Annotated in this window: 18 protein-coding genes and 1 pseudogene; 12 read left to right on the top strand and 7 right to left on the bottom strand. The window is 61.3% G+C overall.

What is annotated here, in order from left to right:
• Positions 1-173: 173 nt before the first annotated feature.
• Positions 174-1124, bottom strand: coding sequence for a MerR family transcriptional regulator (locus ACIPO9_RS25285; RefSeq protein ID WP_400784131.1), 951 nt, complete (start codon positions 1122-1124; stop codon positions 174-176).
• Between the two features lie 216 nt (positions 1125-1340).
• Here ACIPO9_RS25285 and ACIPO9_RS25290 point away from each other — a divergent pair, with 216 nt between their 5' ends.
• The 6 genes from ACIPO9_RS25290 (at position 1341) to ACIPO9_RS25315 (ending at position 4451) form a co-directional block, all read left to right on the top strand.
• The gene (locus ACIPO9_RS25290; protein ID WP_400784132.1) at positions 1341-1901 is read left to right on the top strand and encodes an antibiotic biosynthesis monooxygenase; all 561 of its coding nucleotides are present in this window, start codon (positions 1341-1343) and stop codon (positions 1899-1901) included.
• Between the two features lie 208 nt (positions 1902-2109).
• Positions 2110-2820 (top strand): dihydromonapterin reductase, encoded by a 711-nt coding sequence (gene folM, locus ACIPO9_RS25295; RefSeq protein WP_400784134.1) that lies wholly within the window; start codon positions 2110-2112, stop codon positions 2818-2820.
• Between the two features lie 21 nt (positions 2821-2841).
• Positions 2842-3402 (top strand): GTP cyclohydrolase I FolE, encoded by a 561-nt coding sequence (gene folE / locus ACIPO9_RS25300; protein ID WP_274132646.1) that lies wholly within the window; start codon positions 2842-2844, stop codon positions 3400-3402.
• 3 nt (positions 3403-3405) lie between these two features.
• Positions 3406-3777, top strand: a complete 372-nt coding sequence (gene folX / locus ACIPO9_RS25305) for a dihydroneopterin triphosphate 2'-epimerase (protein WP_274132647.1) — start codon at positions 3406-3408, stop codon at positions 3775-3777.
• Positions 3778-3820: 43 nt separating this feature from the next.
• The gene (locus ACIPO9_RS25310; RefSeq protein WP_274132648.1) at positions 3821-4117 is read left to right on the top strand and encodes a DUF1244 domain-containing protein; all 297 of its coding nucleotides are present in this window, start codon (positions 3821-3823) and stop codon (positions 4115-4117) included.
• Positions 4110-4451, top strand: a complete 342-nt coding sequence (locus ACIPO9_RS25315) for a HopJ type III effector protein (protein WP_400784135.1) — start codon at positions 4110-4112, stop codon at positions 4449-4451. The genes ACIPO9_RS25310 and ACIPO9_RS25315 overlap by 8 nt, the downstream gene beginning before the upstream one ends.
• A 344-nt stretch (positions 4452-4795) precedes the next feature.
• Here the strand turns inward: ACIPO9_RS25315 and trxB are convergent, their stop codons facing one another.
• Together trxB and ACIPO9_RS25325 are read right to left on the bottom strand one after the other, a co-directional pair.
• On the bottom strand, positions 4796-5758 hold the full coding sequence (gene trxB, locus ACIPO9_RS25320) for a thioredoxin-disulfide reductase (protein WP_274132650.1): 963 nt from the start codon (positions 5756-5758) through the stop codon (positions 4796-4798).
• Between the two features lie 159 nt (positions 5759-5917).
• Positions 5918-6517 (bottom strand): peroxiredoxin, encoded by a 600-nt coding sequence (locus ACIPO9_RS25325; protein ID WP_274132651.1) that lies wholly within the window; start codon positions 6515-6517, stop codon positions 5918-5920.
• A 260-nt stretch (positions 6518-6777) separates the two neighbouring features.
• Between ACIPO9_RS25325 and cysZ the strand changes: the two genes are divergently transcribed.
• Entirely contained in the window at positions 6778-7533 is a 756-nt protein-coding gene (gene cysZ, locus ACIPO9_RS25330) for a sulfate transporter CysZ (protein WP_400784137.1), read from the top strand.
• 36 nt (positions 7534-7569) lie between these two features.
• Here the strand turns inward: cysZ and ACIPO9_RS25335 are convergent, their stop codons facing one another.
• Positions 7570-8184, bottom strand: a complete 615-nt coding sequence (locus ACIPO9_RS25335; RefSeq protein ID WP_400784138.1) for a hypothetical protein — start codon at positions 8182-8184, stop codon at positions 7570-7572.
• A gap of 175 nt (positions 8185-8359) precedes the next feature.
• Here ACIPO9_RS25335 and ACIPO9_RS25340 point away from each other — a divergent pair, with 175 nt between their 5' ends.
• Entirely contained in the window at positions 8360-8659 is a 300-nt protein-coding gene (locus ACIPO9_RS25340) for a hypothetical protein (protein ID WP_400784140.1), read from the top strand.
• Positions 8660-8785: 126 nt separating this feature from the next.
• Positions 8786-9952: a glycosyltransferase family 4 protein gene (locus ACIPO9_RS25345; protein ID WP_400784141.1), complete on the top strand. Its 1167-nt coding sequence runs from the start codon at positions 8786-8788 to the stop codon at positions 9950-9952.
• Between the two features lie 110 nt (positions 9953-10062).
• Here the strand turns inward: ACIPO9_RS25345 and ACIPO9_RS25350 are convergent, their stop codons facing one another.
• The 3 genes from ACIPO9_RS25350 to ACIPO9_RS25360 form a co-directional block, all read right to left on the bottom strand.
• Positions 10063-11166, bottom strand: a complete 1104-nt coding sequence (locus ACIPO9_RS25350) for an NADH:flavin oxidoreductase (protein ID WP_400784142.1) — start codon at positions 11164-11166, stop codon at positions 10063-10065.
• A 218-nt stretch (positions 11167-11384) separates the two neighbouring features.
• Positions 11385-11867 (bottom strand): glutathione peroxidase, encoded by a 483-nt coding sequence (locus tag ACIPO9_RS25355; RefSeq protein WP_274132657.1) that lies wholly within the window; start codon positions 11865-11867, stop codon positions 11385-11387.
• A 121-nt stretch (positions 11868-11988) separates the two neighbouring features.
• Entirely contained in the window at positions 11989-12474 is a 486-nt protein-coding gene (locus ACIPO9_RS25360; protein WP_274132658.1) for a peptidylprolyl isomerase, read from the bottom strand.
• Between ACIPO9_RS25360 and ACIPO9_RS25365 the strand changes: the two are divergent.
• The 3 genes and pseudogenes from ACIPO9_RS25365 (at position 12473) to ACIPO9_RS25375 (ending at position 15958) form a co-directional block, all read left to right on the top strand.
• Positions 12473-12807: pseudogene (locus ACIPO9_RS25365) on the top strand (DUF3565 domain-containing protein). The gene ACIPO9_RS25360 and the pseudogene ACIPO9_RS25365 overlap by 2 nt on opposite strands.
• An 89-nt stretch (positions 12808-12896) precedes the next feature.
• On the top strand, positions 12897-14987 hold the full coding sequence (gene pta / locus ACIPO9_RS25370) for a phosphate acetyltransferase (protein WP_400604998.1): 2091 nt from the start codon (positions 12897-12899) through the stop codon (positions 14985-14987).
• A 71-nt stretch (positions 14988-15058) separates the two neighbouring features.
• Positions 15059-15958: an acyltransferase gene (locus ACIPO9_RS25375; RefSeq protein ID WP_400784143.1), complete on the top strand. Its 900-nt coding sequence runs from the start codon at positions 15059-15061 to the stop codon at positions 15956-15958.
• The last annotated feature ends 139 nt before the right edge of the window (positions 15959-16097 follow it).

The raw sequence follows: 16097 nt of genomic DNA on the forward strand, positions 1-16097 counted from the left end.
ACCCCCCAAACAAAAAACGTCCTCCCCCCGGTTGGGCGCCGGGGGGGGGGGGGGCCCCCCCCCCCCCCCCCCCGCCCGCCCCCCCCCGCTCCTACAGATTAATACCACACCGTAGCAGCACGGCTTGCCGGCGGGGGCGATTGTACGGACGCCCCCGCCGGCAAGCCGTGCTGCTACGTATCGAGTCTGCCCTGCAGAAACCGCTGCAAACGCTCACGCATCACGGCACCGTCGCTGCCCAGGCAACCGATCGGCGTGCCTTTGATGTCGTCCTGAACCATGTCGGCCATTTCCCCTGCCATCACCATCGGGCAACTCAACCCCAGGCCGAGCTTGAGCAGGCGTCTGGGTTGATAGCCGTGGGGTTTGTGGTTGGAAAACAGCACCAGCGCATCGGGGCGAATCCGGCTGCAGACCAGGCTCAGTTCCTCCAGCGGCTGCTCGGGAGACAGGACGGTGATCCGCGTGTGTGGCGTCGTCATCAGCAAGGCCGCGACCGACAGTTCAAGCTCGCGGCACATGCCCGGAATCGATGCCAGCAGCACGTGTCGCCCGCCTGCGCCACCATCCCGTTGCAGAAGCCGCAGCGTACGCAGGCGCAGGAAGCCGTCGAAAAACAGCCATTCGCTGATCTGGCCGTATGACTCCTTGCGCGCGGCGAAGTCACGCCACACCGGCATCAACACGTTCTCGTAGGCGACCGGCACGGGGTAAACGGCGAACACGCCATTGAGCAGTTGATCCAGAAAGGGCTCATCGAACGACGACGCGGCCTGACGCAGCCGGTCCTGCCAGACGCGCTGGCCGCCAGTGTCGATGACACTGCGCGGACCCCGCGCGCGGGCGTCCTGGGTGCGGGTAGCGGCCAGAATCCTGCCAACCTTGCTCACTGCCACGCCCCGTTCGATCCAGCCGGTGATGCGCCGGATCGTGTCGACGTCCTCCTCGGAGTACAGCCGGTGACCGCCCTCGGTGCGCGTCGGTGCAATCAGGCCGTAGCGGCGCTCCCAGGCGCGCAGGGTGATCGGGTTGACCCCCGTGATACGCGACACTTCGCGAATCGGAAGCAGTTGATCGGCTGAAGGCCCCTCAGGAGTCGACGGGGTATCGAGCGAGTGAGCCATGTGGGTGCCTGTCGCGACGTCAATAAAGAAGCGTCAATTGTACATCCCGCCCGACCGGGGATTGTGTCCGCCTCTGCGGAAGTTCTGAAATGAAACATGAAATCAGGAATAATCCTTGCTTGCTTCCAGATGAAGCTGACGCGACGCCACCACCCCGGCGCCGCGCCTGTGACTTCCCCCACCCGGGAATCTCACTCGTCTTATTGGAGATACACAATGTCTACCTCACCCGTCACGCTGATGGTTGCCCGTCGCGTCGCCCATGGCCAGTACCAGGAGATGATGAACTGGCTGCGCGAAGGCGAACAACTGGCCACCGACTTTCCCGGCTACCTGGGCTCAGGCGTGCTCGCACCGCCTCCGGGAGACGACGAATTCCAGATCATTTTCCGCTTCGCCGATGAAGCCACCATGCACGCTTGGGAGCATTCGGCCTCCAGACGCTCCTGGTTGGTGCGTGGCAGCGGGCTGTTCGCCAAGAACTCCACCCATCGCGTACGTGGCATGGACGGCTGGTTCGGCGCCGTCGGTCAGCGCCCTCCTCGCTGGAAACAGGCAGTGGCGATCTGGCTGGCGTTCTTTCCGGTGTCACTGATCTTCAACTTCGTGCTTGGCCCGCTGCTGGCGCAGTTCGATCTGGTGCCGCGAATCATGATCAGTACACTGATCCTCACCCCACTGATGGTGTTCTGGTTCATTCCGCTGTCCACCTGGCTGCTGTCCGGTTGGCTCAACAGCGAGCCGCGCACGCCGGTTGCGCCAGTTTCCACACGTTAGCCACCCGTAGCAGCACGGCTTGCCGGCGTGGCGTACTCACGGTCGCCCCCACCGGCAAGCCGTGCTGCTACAACGGCAGGTGTGAGCAGGTTGTACAGCTGTGACCATTGCGTTAACTTTGCCTCCAGACGGTCGCTCTTTGATGGCGCAATGAAAGCAATCGGTGCCTGTCGCTTACCTGCCCTCCCCGATCACTGCGCGAGCTACCATGACCTCCTCTCCCGCCCCTGTCCTGATTACTGGCGCCGGCCAGCGCGTCGGGCTGCATTGTGCAGAGCGGTTGCTTGCAGACGGTCAACCGGTGATCTTCAGCTATCGCACCGAGCGCCCCGGCGTGCAGCGGCTCAGGGATCTGGGGGCGATTGCGATCCAGGCTGATTTTTCGTCCCGGGAGTCGGTGATGGCCTTCATCGCCCGCCTCAAGGACACGACCGACCGCCTGCGCGCCATTGTGCACAACGCTTCCGAATGGCTGGCCGAAACCCCGGGCGATCAGGGTGATGCATTCCTGAGCATGTTCAATGTGCACATGCTCGCGCCGTACCTGATCAACCTGCATTGCGCCGAGCTGCTGCAACGCTCGACACCTGCGGACATCATTCACATCAGTGACGACGTGACGCGCAAAGGCAGCAGCAAGCACTTGGCCTACTGCGCCACCAAGGCCGGCATGGAGAACCTGACGCTGTCGTTCGCGGCGAAGTTCGCTCCACATATCAAGGTCAACGGCATCGCTCCGGCCATGCTGATATTCCAACCCGACGACGACGCGCATTACCGCGCGCAAACCCTGGCCAAGTCGGCACTGGGCATCGAACCCGGTGCAGAGGTGATCTACCAGAGCCTGCGCTATCTGCTGGACAGCACGTACGTCACCGGCACCACAATGACCGTAAACGGTGGACGGCACGTCAAGTAAGCCGCCCCGAGGAACCCTTTGATGACACTGTCACTGCCTGAGCACTATCGTGAAATCCTGGTCGGACTGGGCGAAGACCCACAACGCGAAGGCCTGCTGGATACCCCCAAGCGCGCGGCCAAGGCCATGCAGTACCTGTGTCACGGCTACGAGCAGACCCTGGAAGAAATCGTCAACGGTGCGCTGTTCGCCTCCGACAACGACGAGATGGTGATCGTCAAGGACATCGAATTGTATTCGCTGTGCGAGCACCACCTGTTGCCGTTCATTGGCAAGGCGCATGTCGCCTACATTCCCACCGGCAAGGTACTTGGCCTGTCGAAGATCGCGCGGATCGTGGACATGTACGCCCGCCGCCTGCAGATCCAGGAAAACCTGACCCGGCAGATCGCCGACGCGGTACAGAGCGTGACCAACGCCGCGGGCGTGGCGGTGGTCATCGAAGCCCAGCACATGTGCATGATGATGCGCGGCGTCGAAAAGCAGAACTCGACCATGAACACCTCGGTGATGCTGGGTGCATTTCGCGAATCGAACACGACACGGATGGAATTCCTGCAACTGATCGGACGGAGCAAGTAAGCCATGGCCAGACTCGAACCCGGCACCGCACGCATCCGCGTCAAGGACCTGTGCCTGCGCACCTATATCGGCATCAATGAAGACGAAATCCTCAACAAGCAGGACGTGCTGATCAACCTGACGATCCTGTACGCGGCCCAGGAAGCGGTGCGCGACAACGACATCGACCACGCGCTCAACTACCGCACCATCACCAAGGCGATCATTCAGCACGTCGAGAGCAACCGCTTTGCGCTGCTCGAACGCCTGACCCAAGAGGTGCTGGACCTGGTGATGAGCCATGAGCCGGTCCGCTATGCCGAGGTGGAAGTCGACAAGCCCCACGCCCTGCGCTTTGCCGAGTCGGTGTCGATCACCCTGGCCGCCGAGCGCTAGGCGCCGTTAAAATTCGCATCAATACTTTACACGTGAGCCCGCCATGACCGAGCAACAACGCCTCGAACTCGAAGCCGCCGCCTTCCGCCGCCTGGTCGCGCACCTGGACAGCCGCAAGGACGTGCAGAACATCGACCTGATGAACCTTTCCGGTTTCTGCCGCAACTGCCTGTCCAAATGGTACAAGGCCGCCGCCGACGAGAAGCAGATCGACATCAGCCTGGATGACGCCCGCGAAGTGGTTTACGGCATGCCGTACAGCGAGTGGAAATCCCTTTATCAGAAAGAAGCCAGCGCCGAGCAGCAAGCGGCGTTTGCCAAGGAAAAAAAGCATGACTGACCTGAACACCCTGCGCGCGAGCCTCGCATCCGGCGAGCACGTTTTCGCCGAGACCCTGGCCTTCGTGGCCGAGCATTACGACTACCAGCCACAAGCGTTCAGCAACGGCCCGGTGAAAAACGCCGCAGGCCAGAACGAAGGTTCGTGCAAGACCCTGGGCCTGGCCGTGCTGGAAGGCTTGAGTGACAAAGAGGCGCTGCTAGCGTTTGGCGAGCATTACCGCTCCGTCGTCGCAACGCCCGAAGGCAGCGACCACGGCAACATCCGCGCACTGATCGCCCACGGCCTGGCCGGCGTGAAGTTCTCGGGCGAACCACTCAAACGCAAGGCGTAACACCCGTTGTAGGAGCGCGCTTGCCCGCGATTGCGGTGGGTCAGAAACATTGATGCGATTGACACACAGCCATCGCGGGCAAGCGCGCTCCTACAGCACAAACACCGCCCCGTAGCAGCACGGCTTGCCGGCGGGAGCGATCTCGAGGACGCCATCGTCCGAATGCGGCCCAGACCAAGCTCACTCCTACAGGATCAACACCACCCCGTAGCAGCACGGCTTGCCGGCGGGAGCGATCTCGAGGACGCCATCGTCCGAATGCGGCCCAGACCAAGCCCGCTCCTACACTGCGAACACAAAAAAAACCGGCTCAATGAGCCGGTTTTTTTGTTTGCAGCAGTCAATCAGAACGAGGCGTTCGCCAGACCGTCCAGGTAACGCTCGACATCCAGTGCCGCCATGCAACCTGCACCGGCGGAGGTGATCGCCTGGCGATACACGTGGTCAGCCACGTCGCCTGCGGCAAACACACCCTCAACACTGGTGGCAGTCGCGTTGCCTTCACGGCCACCGTTGACGACCATGTAGCCGTCCTTGAGCGCGAGCTGGCCTTCGAACAGCGAGGTGTTCGGCGTGTGGCCGATGGCGATGAACACGCCGTCGACTTTCAGCTCCGAGAAGCTGCCATCGTTGTTCTTCAGGCGTGCACCGGTGACACCCATGTTGTCGCCCAGCACTTCGTCCAGGTTCGAGTTCAGCTTGAGCTCGATCTTGCCTTCAGCCACACGTGCGTGCAGCTTGTCGATCAGGATCTTCTCGGCGCGGAACGTGTCGCGGCGGTGAACCAGGGTCACTTTGCTGGCGATGTTGGCCAGGTACAGCGCCTCTTCCACAGCGGTGTTACCGCCACCGACCACAGCCACTGGCTTGTTGCGGTAGAAGAAACCGTCGCAGGTCGCACAGGCCGAAACACCCTTGCCCATGAACGCTTCTTCGGACGGCAGGCCCAGGTAACGAGCACTGGCGCCGGTGGCGATGATCAGCGCGTCACAGGTGTAGGTACCGCTGTCGCCCTTGAGGCTGAACGGTTTGCCGGCCAGATCGACTGCGTTGATGTGGTCGAAAATGATCTCGGTCTCGAAACGCTCGGCGTGCTCGCGCATGCGCTCCATCAGCACCGGGCCAGTCAGGCCATGGGGGTCGCCCGGCCAGTTGTCGACTTCGGTGGTGGTGGTCAGCTGACCGCCTGCCTGCATGCCAGTGATCAGCAGCGGTTTGAGGTTGGCGCGTGCCGCATAGACCGCAGCGCTGTAACCGGCAGGGCCGGAGCCGAGAATAATCACTCGGGAATGACGTACATCGGACATGACACACTCCTATTGACCGGCCAACGTTTACCTGTGGTCGGAGTTACAGTTTTCGAACCGGCGAACCGGTGCATCTATTAGGGACGGAGCACGGCTCGCATTGGCTCGTGCCCCATCCTGAAAAATCTGGATGCTGCGGCTCACACCGCAGCAAGGGTATTACAGGCTCTTGGCGTTTTCAGCCAGGTAGTCGGCAACGCCCGAAGCGTCAGCCTTCATGCCTTTCTGGCCCGGACGCCAGCCAGCAGGGCAGACTTCGCCGTGCTGTTCGGTGAACTGCAGGGCTTCGACCAGACGCACCATGTCGTCTACGTCGCGACCCAGCGGCAGGTTGTTCACGACCTGGTGCTGAACCACGCCATTCTGGTCGATCAGGAACGAACCGCGCAGCGCAACGCCGTCTTCGTGTTCGATACCGTAAGCGCGAGTGATCTCGTGCTTGATGTCGGCAACCATGGTGAACTGGACCGGGCCAATGCCGCCCTTTTCAACCGGGGTGTTGCGCCATGCGGCGTGGGTGAAGTGCGAGTCGACGGAAACGCCGACCACTTCTACGCCCAGGTCGCGGAATTTAGCGATGCGGTTGTCGTGCGCGATGATTTCCGACGGGCATACGAACGTGAAGTCCAGAGGCCAGAAGAACAGCACGACGTATTTGCCACGCAGGGAAGACAGCTGGAAGCTGTCGACGATCGAACCGTCACCCAGGACTGCCGCTGCCGTGAAATCAGGGGCTTGTTTGTTTACCAGAACGCTCATTACGACTCCTTCGAGGTTCAAAGTGAATGGGAATAGGTCTAAAAGTTGCCCGCAAGCTTATCGGGGCGGGGAAGATTAAGGAAATATCGATTCACAATCCAGTTCATAGACAGCACCTATTCCGACAAAGCGTGTCGCAAGCCTTGTGGATAGACTTTATCCCCAGCAGATTGTTTCGGCGAATGTCGCCGCGCTGATCCAGCTTCCGCGCCCGACGCAAAGCCGGTAAGGTCGGCGCGACTTCAACACTCGGAGGCCCTATGCCCGCACCCGCCCTTTCCGGCCCGCAATACCTGCGTGAAGGCTTGAAACTGGTTCTAAGCCCGAGCCTGCGCCTGTTCGTGCTGCTGCCGCTGACCATCAACCTGGTGCTGTTCAGCGCGCTCATCTACTTCGCCGGCCACGAGTTCAGCCTGTGGGTCGATTCGTTCATGCCCACGCTGCCCAGCTGGCTGAGCTTCCTGAACTACATCCTATGGCCCATTTTCGTGGTGCTGGTGGTGCTCATGGTGTTCTTCACCTTCACCATGATCGCCAACGTCATTGCCGCGCCGTTCAACGGGTTTCTCGCGGAAAAGGTCGAGGTGGTCGTGCGTGGCACCGACGACTTCCCGGCCTTCAGCTGGGGTGAACTGGTGGCGATGGTCCCGCGCACCTTCGGCCGGGAGATGCGCAAACTGGGCTACTTCCTGCCCCGCGCCATCGGCCTGTTCATCCTCTCGTGGATTCCGGTAGTGAACATCATCGCCGCGCCACTGTGGCTGCTGTTCGGCGTCTGGATGATGGCCATCCAGTACATCGACTACCCCGCCGACAACCACAAGATGAGCTGGCAAGACATGCTCGCCTGGCTGCGCGCCAAACGCTGGCAGAGCATGAGCTTCGGCGGCATCGTCTATCTGGTGCTGCTGATCCCGGTGGTCAACATCCTGATGATGCCGGCGGCGGTGGCCGGAGCGACGTTGTTCTGGGTGAGGGAGCGTGGGGCTGAAACTCTGGTATCGCAGCCGAGCTGACGGAATGAGGGCCTCTGATGGGGCCCTCGTCTTGATCTATTGAAGGGCTGAGTTCATGTCGATTGCGATGGAAAGCCCGACACCCCAATAGATGACTCCGATGAACATCCACAGTTTGTTCGAGACCGTAAACCCGCTGTTGCGAAGACCGTCTGGGTGGTCATCCAGCTGGTTCATGAAGGTCTGTACCCTGCGCAGGATCAGGCACTGCAGCAGCAGCGGTACAACGGACATCGTGACAAGGGTAATGACGCCAAAACCCGTGAAAGGCTCCCCGCGCAGCGCCTGAACCAATCCCTTCATGAATCCGATGGTGTGAGGCACGGACGCGAGCAAAATCATCCCCGCACCAGAAGCAGCCCAGTAGGGCATTGCGCCCTTGCCTTGAGCCTTGAGCAGCCCGTCGACCTTGTAGAAAAGCGAAGGCAGATAGAAAAGCCCGAATAGCGTACGCGCAACTGGCCATATCGACCTTCCGGAATGCGCCTTGTAAGCCGACCAGTTCTTGAAGCACCAATAGATGCCGTACAGGCCCGAAGTGACAATCAACATGATGGTCAGCTTGTCGGGCGACACGATAAAAAACGGCGCACCCTTCTTGGGTGGATCCGTCAGGCTTGCAGCAGGCGGCGTATAAAAGACGTCAGACACATCGTTCCCTCGGTGAGTTGAGTGTCGAGCATCCTAGCGGCGAAAACGTGCTTTTAATCACCATCAGAAAAATCAAGAACAGTCCTACAACACTCTTCCATACATCCCACAAAGGACCTGTTCAACGATGGACAGGCCCACTCCGGGCGCTTTCCTTATCGGGGGTGTCATGTCCATGGAATCCAACAGAGTAAACCCGTCCAACCTGCCCACATCCACACTGCTCAAGCAAAAGCCCAAGCCCGAGCCCAATGCACCCAAATTCATGCAGGCGCTGGCTGACGCCGTGGAAAATGTATCGTCCAGAACAATCCAGCCGGAACCGGCCAGCCTGTCAAGGCAGGTGAAGCCGCGTTCGCACCTGGAACTGGTCAGCCTCAACCCGGTTCAGACCCATTACATCCCGCAAGCGTCTGCGCTGGAAAAAGTGGGCAAGTCGCGGATCGTGCCGTTTGTGACAGGAAACGGGATTTGAAGCCGGCTGCATGATCAGCCGGTCGCGGGCGGATCCATAACAGATTCGCCCGCCACCCGACCGCCGTAACAAATCCATCATTCAACCGCCACACAAGCGCAACGCAGGCCTCTGAAACTTGCTGTCATGAGTAAATCCCTGCGCATTACCCTTATCACCGAAACCTACGCGCCTGAAATCAACGGTGTGGCCAACACATTGAGCCGGCTGTGCGATGGTCTGCGCACGCGCGGACATCGGGTCGAGGTGATTCGGCCGCGTCAGAGTGACGACGAGTTGCGGGCTACGGGGGAGGATCTGATGTTGTGTCGCGGCTGGCCGATTCCGGGGTATCCGGGGTTGCAGTGGGGGCAGTCGTCGATGCACAAGCTGTTGCGACGCTGGCAGCGTAACCGGCCTGACGTGCTGTACATCGCTACCGAGGGCCCGCTGGGGTTGTCAGCGTTGCGTGCGGCCCGGCGGTTGCGCATTGCGATTGTCAGCGGCTTTCACACCAATTTTCAGCAGTACACGCGCACCTACGGGCTGGGGTTCATTACGCGGATCCTGACCAGTTACCTGCGCTGGTTTCACAACCGTTCCAACGCCACGCTGGTGCCCAGTGTCAGCCAGAAGACCGAGCTTGAACGGCGCGGTTTCGAGCGCCTGGAGTTGCTGTCGCGGGGGGTGGATTGCCAGTTGTTTCACCCTTCCAAGCGTTCGAATTTTCTGCGCGAGGCCTGGGGCCTCGAACCGGGTGACACGGCGGTGGTGCACGTCGGGCGCCTGGCGCAGGAGAAGAACCTGGGACTGCTCAAGAACAGCTTCGAGAAGCTGGTCGATGCCTATCCCGACAAGAAGCTCAAATTGGTGATCGTCGGCGACGGTCCCATGCGTGCACCGCTGGAGCAGCAACTTCCCGATGCCATCTTCTGTGGCACACAGCGCGGTGAGGCGCTGGCGGCGCATTATGCGTCGGGCGATCTGTTCCTGTTCCCCAGCTTGACGGAAACCTTCGGCAACGTGGTGCTCGAAGCCCTCGCCTCGGGGTTGGGGGTGGTGGCCTACGACGAGGCCGCAGCGGCGCAGCACATCCGCCATGGCCACAACGGCGCGCTGGCAATGCCTGGAGATGAGGAAGGGTTTATCGACGCGGCGTGCTGGATGCTCGAAGACGAAGAAAACCTGCGCCGGGTTCGTCTGAACGCCCGGCAACACGCCAGCCGCCAGGGCTGGGCAGGCATTATCGATGCATTCGAGGGTTACTTGCGCCACGCGAGCGAGACGCGCGATGGGGTGATACTGGGCGTTTGAGCCCGGCGAAAACCGATCCGTAGCAGCACGGCTTGCCGGCGGGGCGATGCATCTGATGGCGCTGTGTCGTCTGACACAACGCCCCCGCCGGCAAGCCGTGCTGCTACGGGTTATTCCAGCTTACCCAAGGCATCGCGGCTGAACGGCAGGATGTCTTCCTCGCGACCGTCACGCACTTTCACCGCCCAGTCCGGGTCTACCAGCAGGGCACGCCCCACTGCCACCAGATCGAACTCGTCGTCGCCCAGACGCTTGAGCAGGTTCTCAAGGCTTGCAGGCTGGGCGACCTTGTCAGTGTTGACCATGAACTGCAGGAACTCGCCGTCGAGCCCCACGCTGCCCACGGTAATGGTCGGCTTGCCGGTGAGTTTGCGGGTCCAGCCAGCCAGGTTCAGGTCGGAACCTTCGAACTCAGGCTCCCAGAAACGCCGTGTCGAGCAGTGGAAAATGTCCACACCCGCGTCAGACAACGGCTTGAGGAATGCCCCCAAGGCCTCCGGGGTCTGCACCAGACGTGCCGTGTAGTCCTGCTGCTTCCATTGGGAGTAGCGGAAGATAATCGGGAATTCAGGGCCGACCGCGGCGCGCACAGCCTTGATCAGCTCGATGGCGAAGCGCGAACGCTGGGCAAGGTCCCCGCCGTACTCATCGGTGCGCTGGTTGGTGCCTTCCCAGAAAAACTGGTCGACGATGTAACCGTGGGCGCCATGGATTTCCACGCCATCCATGCCGATGTCCTGCGCGTCCTTGGCAGCCTGGGCGAAGGCGGCGATGACTTCAGCGATGTCCTGCTTGCTCATGCCGTGGACGACGACGTTGCCGTCCTTGAGTTTTTCAGTCGGGCCATAGGCCGGAACCGTGCCGTCGGGCTCGGTGCCCAGCCGGCGCACAGCACCCACGTGCCAGAGTTGCGGGACGATCTTGCCGCCTTCAGCATGAACCGCCTCGACTACTTTCTTCCAGCCGGCCAGCGCTGCCTCGCCGAAGAACTGCGGCACGTTGGGGTAGCCGTTGGAGGCCTTGTGCCCGACTGTGGTGCCTTCAGTGATGATCAGCCCTACGCCAGCGGCTGCACGGCGACGGTAGTACTCGATAACGCCAGCATTGGGAACGCCGCCCGGGGAGAACGAACGAGTCATCGGCGCCATCACCACGCGCGTCGGCAACTCCAGGCTGCCCATGTGGAACGGTTTGAACAAGGCTTTGACTGGCATGCAAGCGTCCTCGGCTAAGAAAATATTATTGAGATAATACAGAATGAGCCGAGGATGACACGATGCAAAGCACTATTGATTTGAGTGATTAAGGTTTAGAAGCGTGCGCGAGTAACTGTAGGAGCGTGCTTGCCCGCGACGGCGATCTGCATGACAACATATCGGTGACTGACATTGCGCAATCGCGGGGCAAGCGCGCTCCTACCGGCCCGCAAGCGTCAATGCAGCGCTTTTTCAATCGCCTGAATCACCGCTGGGTCATCCGGCGTGGTACGTGGCGAGAAACGAGCCAGCACGCGGCCGTCCTGCCCGACCAGAAACTTCTCGAAATTCCAGGTGATGTCCCCCGGAAACTCGGCGCCTTCGCCGGCCAGCATCTGGTACAGCCTGTGGCGGTGAGGGCCGTTGACTTCAAGCTTGTCGCCCAGCGGGAAGGTCACGCCGTAGTTGAGCGAGCAGAATGACTGGATTTCTTCCTGGGTACCTGGCTCCTGCCCGGCGAACTGGTTGCACGGCAAGCCCAGCACGCTGAAGCCTTTGTCCTTGTACTGCTGGTAGAGGTTTTCCAGCGCAGCATATTGTGGCGTGAGGCCACATTTGGAGGCCACGTTGACCACCAGAACCACTTTGCCCTTCAGGGGCGCGAGAGGCAGTTCCTGGCCATCCAGAGCTTTTAATTTCAGGTCGTGAAATATACTCATGACGAACTCCCCTAAGGACCATTGGCCGAAAAAGGCGCCCTGTCAGGTCGCGAAAACAAGAACGGTTTTCACAAGACCCGCGAGGACGCCTGGCCAGCTAAATGAAGCTTAGCAGGACAAATCAGTGGTGATGGCCACCTTCGCCATGCACGTGACCGTGGGCGACTTCTTCCTGGCTTGCGTCACGAATGGCAACGATCTTCACCTGGAAGTGCAGGCGCTGGCCGGCCAGTGGGTGGTTGCCGTCGACAGTCACGTCGTCGCCGTCCAGGTCACGGATGGTGACGATCTGCATCTGGCCGTCCGGAGCGGAAGCGTGGAACTGCATGCCGACTTCCAGCTCGTCGACGCCTTCGAACATGCTGCGGTTCAGGGTGCTGACCAGTTCGGCAGAGTATTCGCCGTAGGCGTCTTCAGGCTCGATGGAGACCTTCAGCTCGTCGCCGACGTCCTTGCCTTCCAGTGCCTTTTCCAGACCCGGAATGATGTTGCCTGCACCTTGCAGGTAAACCAGCGGCGCGCCGCCGGCGGAGCTGTCGATGACCTCACCAGCGTCGTTGGTCAGGGTATAGTCAATGGAGACAGCCTTGTTGGCGGCGATCGGCATGGGGCAAGACCTTTTGCAAAATAGAGATAAGAGCGAACAAGTCTAACCAAGCACTCGCGCGAAAGCGAACGCAACTCAGACGGACGGCCCCGATTGCACGACACCCCATTGCCTATGAGCGACACCACCATTATCGGCTTTCGTCAGGACGAGGACGGACACTGGATCGTGGAGCTCTCGTGCGGGCATACCCAGCATCTGCGCCACCAGCCTCCGTGGCAGTCGCGGGAGTGGGTGCTCGATGCCCGCCTGCGCCAGGAAAAAATAGGTCAATCCTTTCGCTGCGGCTGGTGCGCGCAGGGGGCAGTTGACGATAACCTTGTGCCCCGTTGAGACGCTGCGACTGAACAGCGTCCGGTTTTTCGGTTCATCGGCACAACGTGATGCCATGACCATTGCACGCTCACTTTCGAGAAGCCCGCATGCAGACTTTTTTTATCGCGCCCACAGACTTCGGTGTGGGTTTGACGTCCATCAGCCTGGGGCTGGTGAGAACCCTGGAGCGCGCCGGACTCAAAGTCGGCTTTTTCAAACCCATTGCCCAGCCGCATCCCGGCGACATGGGGCCTGAGCGTTCGACCGAACTGGTCGCCCGCACCCATGGCCTGCGGCCGCCCAAGCCGCTGGCTCTGGGCCATGTCGAACGGATGCTCGGTGAAGGCCAGCTCGACGAGTTGCTGGAAGAAATCATCAACCTCTATCAGGAGGCTTCGGTTGGCCGCGACGTGCTGATCGTCGAAGGCATGGTGCCCACCCGCAGCGCCAGCTACGCCGCACGGGTCAACCTGCACATGGCCAAGGCACTGGATGCCGAGGTGATCCTGGTGTCGGCGCCCGAGAATGAAGTGCTGACCGAGCTTTCCGGTCGCGTCGAGCTACAGGCCCAGATGTTCGGCGGCCCGAAGGACCCGAAAGTGCTCGGCGTGATTCTCAACAAGGTGCGCACCGACGAGAGCATGGAAGCCTTCTCCGCACGGCTCAAGGAGCATTCGCCCTTGCTGCGCAGCGGTGATTTCCGCCTGCTGGGCTGCATCCCGTTCCAGGCCGACCTGAACGCTCCGCGCACCCGAGACGTGGCCGAGCTGCTGGGCGCCCAGGTCATCAATGCGGGTGATTATGAAACGCGGCGCATGTCGAAAATCATCATCTGCGCCCGCACCGTGCTCAACACCCTGCAGTTGCTCAAGCCGGGCGTACTGGTGGTGACGCCGGGGGATCGCGACGACATCATCCTGGCGGTGAGCATGGCGACCATGAACGGTGTGCCACTGGCCGGCCTGCTGCTGACCAGCGACACCCTGCCCGATCCGCGCCTGATGGAGTTGTGTCGCGGCGCGCTGCAGGCCGGCTTGCCGGTGCTGTCGGTGAGCACCGGCTCATACGACACGGCCAACCAGCTCAATCAGTTGAACAAGGAAATCCCCATCGATGACCGCGAGCGTGCGGAGATCATCACCGATTTCGTCGCCAGCCATCTGGACGCCAACTGGCTGCACCAGCGCTGTGGCACGCCGCGTGAGATGCGCCTGTCGCCTGCGGTTTTCCGTTACCAGTTGATTCAGCGTGCACAGAACGCCAACAAGCGCATCGTCCTGCCCGAAGGCGCCGAGCCCTTGACTGTGCAAGCTGCGGCCATCTGCCAGGCCCGTGGCATCGCCCGTTGCGTGCTGCTGGCCAAGCCGCAGGAAGTGCACGCTGTCGCCCGCGCCCAGGGCATCGAACTGCCCCCGGGCCTTGAGATTCTCGACCCGGATGAAATCCGCGAGCGCTACGTGGCGCCGATGGTCGACCTGCGCCGAGCGAAAAACCTCAACGCGCCCATGGCCGAGCAGCAACTGGAAGATCCGGTGGTGATCGGCACCATGATGCTGGCACTCGACGAGGTCGATGGCCTGGTCTCGGGGCTGGTGCACTCCACAGCCAACACCATCCGCCCGGCCTTGCAGCTGATCAAGACGGCGCCGGGTTGCACCCTGGTGTCGTCAGTGTTTTTCATGCTGTTTCCCGAGCAGGTGCTGGTCTACGGCGACTGCATCATGAACCCGCACCCGACGGCTCGTGAGCTGGCGGAAATCGCCGTGCAGAGCGCCGATTCGGCGGTGGCCTTCGGCCTCTCGCCACGGGTGGCGATGATCAGCTATTCGAGCGGCAACTCAGCCAGCGGCGAAGAAGTGGAAAAGGTCCGCGAGGCAACCCTGCTGGCCCAGGAAACCCAGCGCGGACTGCTGATCGACGGCCCGTTGCAATACGATGCCGCCGCCAACGAGAACGTCGCCCGGCAACTGGCGCCGGACAGCCCCGTGGCCGGTCGCGCCAACGTGTTCGTGTTCCCCGACCTGAATACCGGCAACACCACCTACAAGGCTGTGCAGCGCAGTGCCGATTGCGTAAGCCTGGGCCCGATGCTGCAAGGCCTGCGCAAGCCGGTCAACGACCTGCCGCGCGGTGCCCAGGTGGACGACATCGTCTACACCATCGCCCTCACCGCCATTCAGGCTGCAACCCTGCCTTAATAGACGTCATTCACAATAACGCCGCCGGGAACTCACCGGCGGCCGCCCTTGCCTCTGGAGTTCGATCCATCATGGATTTCTTGCCCGCCCCCTTGCGCGGCGTCATCGCCTCGCTGCTGTTGGCGCTCAACACGATTGTCTGCTGCACGCCGTTGTTCATCGTCGCGATCTTCAAACTGTGCCTGCCCTTCCCTGCCGCACAAAAAGTCACCGACTGGCTGATGAGCCACATCCATGAAGCCTGGGTCGGCAACAACAATGCATGGATCAATCTCTTGGGCCGCACTCGCTGGCACCTGAGCGGGCTGGAGCGCCTGGACTACCAGCATTCGTATCTGATCACCAGCAACCACCAGAGCTGGGTCGACATCATGGTGCTGCAGTACGTGCTCAACCGGCGCGTTCGCCCGCTCAAGTTCTTTCTCAAGCAGGAGCTGATCTGGGTGCCAGTGATCGGCCTTGCCTGGTGGGCGCTGGGCTTTCCGTTCATGAAGCGATACAGCAAAGCCTATCTGGCGAAACATCCGGAAAAGAAAGGCAAGGACCTGGAAACCACCCGCCGCACCTGTGCCAAGTTTCGCAACAACCCCGTGGGCATCTTCAACTTCGCCGAAGGCACGCGTTTCACCCAGGCCAAGCACGCCCAGCAGGGTTCGCCATTCCGCTACCTGCTCAAGCCCAAGGCCGGCGGCATCGCATTCGTGCTCGACGCCATGGGTGAACAACTGCAATCACTGGTCAACGTGACCATTCATTACCCGTCCGGGCAGCCCGGTTATTGGGACCTGTTGTGCGGCAGGGTTCGTCAGGTGGTTGCGCACTTTGAAGAGGTGCAGATCCCTGCGCAGTTCATTGGCAAGAGCTACGACCAGGACGAGGCCTATCGCCTCGAGTTCCAGCAGTGGATCAACCAGCTGTGGGAAGAAAAGGACGCGTTGCTGGGGCAGATGCATGAGCGGTATTCGGCATAGGGTCCGATCATCGCCCCGTAGCAGCACGGCGTGGGGGGGGGGGGGGGGTGGGCGGGGGGGGGGGGGGGCCGGCCCCGCCAACCCCCACCGGGCAACCCTCCACAACCTGGGGAGGGGGGTAAGGCGCCAAAAAATAAAA

The sequence above is a fragment of the Pseudomonas sp. NPDC090203 genome (assembly GCF_044746765.1).
Lineage (GTDB): Bacteria > Pseudomonadota > Gammaproteobacteria > Pseudomonadales > Pseudomonadaceae > Aquipseudomonas > Aquipseudomonas putida_AD.

What these genes read in the sequence shown, in the direction of transcription:
- ACIPO9_RS25285 (WP_400784131.1), bottom strand. Translation starts at nt 1,124, where the DNA reads ATGGCTCACTCGCTCGATACCCCGTCGACTCCTGAGGGGCCTTCAGCC.
- ACIPO9_RS25290 (WP_400784132.1), top strand. Translation starts at nt 1,341, where the DNA reads ATGTCTACCTCACCCGTCACGCTGATGGTTGCCCGTCGCGTCGCCCAT.
- folM (WP_400784134.1), top strand. Translation starts at nt 2,110, where the DNA reads ATGACCTCCTCTCCCGCCCCTGTCCTGATTACTGGCGCCGGCCAGCGC.
- folE (WP_274132646.1), top strand. Translation starts at nt 2,842, where the DNA reads ATGACACTGTCACTGCCTGAGCACTATCGTGAAATCCTGGTCGGACTG.
- folX (WP_274132647.1), top strand. Translation starts at nt 3,406, where the DNA reads ATGGCCAGACTCGAACCCGGCACCGCACGCATCCGCGTCAAGGACCTG.
- ACIPO9_RS25310 (WP_274132648.1), top strand. Translation starts at nt 3,821, where the DNA reads ATGACCGAGCAACAACGCCTCGAACTCGAAGCCGCCGCCTTCCGCCGC.
- ACIPO9_RS25315 (WP_400784135.1), top strand. Translation starts at nt 4,110, where the DNA reads ATGACTGACCTGAACACCCTGCGCGCGAGCCTCGCATCCGGCGAGCAC.
- trxB (WP_274132650.1), bottom strand. Translation starts at nt 5,758, where the DNA reads ATGTCCGATGTACGTCATTCCCGAGTGATTATTCTCGGCTCCGGCCCT.
- ACIPO9_RS25325 (WP_274132651.1), bottom strand. Translation starts at nt 6,517, where the DNA reads ATGAGCGTTCTGGTAAACAAACAAGCCCCTGATTTCACGGCAGCGGCA.
- cysZ (WP_400784137.1), top strand. Translation starts at nt 6,778, where the DNA reads ATGCCCGCACCCGCCCTTTCCGGCCCGCAATACCTGCGTGAAGGCTTG.
- ACIPO9_RS25340 (WP_400784140.1), top strand. Translation starts at nt 8,360, where the DNA reads ATGGAATCCAACAGAGTAAACCCGTCCAACCTGCCCACATCCACACTG.
- ACIPO9_RS25345 (WP_400784141.1), top strand. Translation starts at nt 8,786, where the DNA reads ATGAGTAAATCCCTGCGCATTACCCTTATCACCGAAACCTACGCGCCT.
- ACIPO9_RS25350 (WP_400784142.1), bottom strand. Translation starts at nt 11,166, where the DNA reads ATGCCAGTCAAAGCCTTGTTCAAACCGTTCCACATGGGCAGCCTGGAG.
- ACIPO9_RS25355 (WP_274132657.1), bottom strand. Translation starts at nt 11,867, where the DNA reads ATGAGTATATTTCACGACCTGAAATTAAAAGCTCTGGATGGCCAGGAA.
- ACIPO9_RS25360 (WP_274132658.1), bottom strand. Translation starts at nt 12,474, where the DNA reads ATGCCGATCGCCGCCAACAAGGCTGTCTCCATTGACTATACCCTGACC.
- pta (WP_400604998.1), top strand. Translation starts at nt 12,897, where the DNA reads ATGCAGACTTTTTTTATCGCGCCCACAGACTTCGGTGTGGGTTTGACG.
- ACIPO9_RS25375 (WP_400784143.1), top strand. Translation starts at nt 15,059, where the DNA reads ATGGATTTCTTGCCCGCCCCCTTGCGCGGCGTCATCGCCTCGCTGCTG.